The organism is Romboutsia sp. 13368, assembly GCF_018336475.1.
Classification (GTDB): domain Bacteria; phylum Bacillota; class Clostridia; order Peptostreptococcales; family Peptostreptococcaceae; genus Romboutsia.
The window spans coordinates 959,546-961,046 of record NZ_CP048741.1 but is presented as its reverse complement, the minus strand read 5'-3'; the positions used below and the strand labels follow the sequence as shown (position 1 = coordinate 961,046).

At 24.9% G+C, this 1,501-nt stretch carries 3 protein-coding genes; 2 read left to right on the top strand and 1 reads right to left on the bottom strand.

The window, feature by feature from the left end:
* A partial coding sequence (locus G3997_RS03850; RefSeq protein ID WP_296648407.1) for a helix-turn-helix domain-containing protein occupies positions 1–480 on the top strand: 480 nt, incomplete at its 5' end.
* 70 nt (positions 481–550) lie between these two features.
* Complete coding sequence (locus tag G3997_RS03845) at positions 551–985, top strand: DUF2383 domain-containing protein (protein WP_296648403.1); 435 nt, start codon at positions 551–553, stop codon at positions 983–985.
* A gap of 41 nt (positions 986–1,026) precedes the next feature.
* On the opposite strand, the gene G3997_RS03840 is transcribed toward G3997_RS03845, so the two are convergent.
* Positions 1,027–1,359 (bottom strand): hypothetical protein, encoded by a 333-nt coding sequence (locus G3997_RS03840; RefSeq protein ID WP_296648399.1) that lies wholly within the window; start codon positions 1,357–1,359, stop codon positions 1,027–1,029.
* Positions 1,360–1,501 lie beyond the last annotated feature (142 nt).

Below are 1,501 nucleotides of genomic sequence, written 5' to 3'. Positions count from 1 at the left end.
GGCTATTATATAGTTGGTCCTTTCAAGCAAATTACCTGCAATAATGATGATAATTATAATTTACTCTGCATTGACAATAGATGTATAAAGTATCTTTATAATCTATTAGTTGATATTAGCGATGATAAATTTAGCAAAGGTAGAAGTACATTAAACTTTAATCCTTACATAAAAAAAGCTGTTGAGTATTGTATTAAAAATTACGAGTCTCCCATAACTATTGATAGTATTTGCAATGAATTGAGTATAAATAAAAGTTACTTTTGTAAATTATTTAAAACTGAGACTGGATATACATTTACAAACTTTTTAAATATTTTTAGAGTAGAAAAAAGCAAAACACTTTTAAATACTACTGATATGTCCTTACTTGATATAGCTATAAGTGTTGGATTTAATAGTCAAAGTTATTACTCTTCAGTTTTTAAAAAGATAACTACTAAAACTCCTTTAGAGTATAAACAAGAACTTAAAATATAGTTAAATTACTTATATTTTTAATTAATAATGAAATACTAAATATAAGTAAAGAATATAAGGAGATTTTGATATGATTAATGATGATACTATAAAACTACTAAACGAATGTAATGCAGGAATAAAAATGGGAGTAGAAGGAATAAAGGAAGTTATTGATAATGCAGAAAGTAAAGAACTTATAGATGTTTTAAATAAATATTTAAAAGATCATGAAAAGCTTGGAGATAAAACACATGAGTATCTAAATAAATTTCATGATGGTGATAAAAAGCCAAATCCTATAGCTTCTGCAATGAGTAAGGTGAAAATAAATGTTAAGATGTTACAAGGTAATAAAGATGAGCAAATAGCTGATTTAATGACTGATGGATGCGATATGGGTATTAAATCTATTGCTAGATATTTAAATAAATATCCTGCAGCTTTACCTGAAGTTAAAGAATTAGCAGCTGATGTTATAAAACTAGAAGAAAATTTTGAACTTGATTTAAGAAGATTTTTATAATATTAAAGGAGTTGATTATATCAACTCCTTTAATACTTTAATTATTTATTTTCATCTTTATTATCTTTTTGTTCTTCTTCAAGATCTTTAAGGTGATTTTGAACTTCATCATGTAATTCATTATCAGTATTATTAAATTCTACTTTTTCTAATACAATTTCTTCTGTTGTTTTATCAATGTCATCATAGTTTTCATCTTCCATACTGTAAACTTTATCACAATATGGACAATCTTCAAGTTCATCGTCTTCCATACCCCATATTTCTTCTTCTAGGTCATCTACTCTAGTTTTTAAATTTTGGTATAGTATATATCCTCCAATTCCTAAAAATCCAGCTGTAATAAACATAGCTCCTTTTTTTAAGCAACCCATAATTTATGTCTCTCCTTTCTAGCTAAACTAGTTTCTTATAAATAGTATTTGTATTATTCTTTTAAATAAACCATATATTAATTTTAAAAATAAAAAAACTGGATAAGGAAAATTCCTTGTCCAGTTTATATATTTAATATAT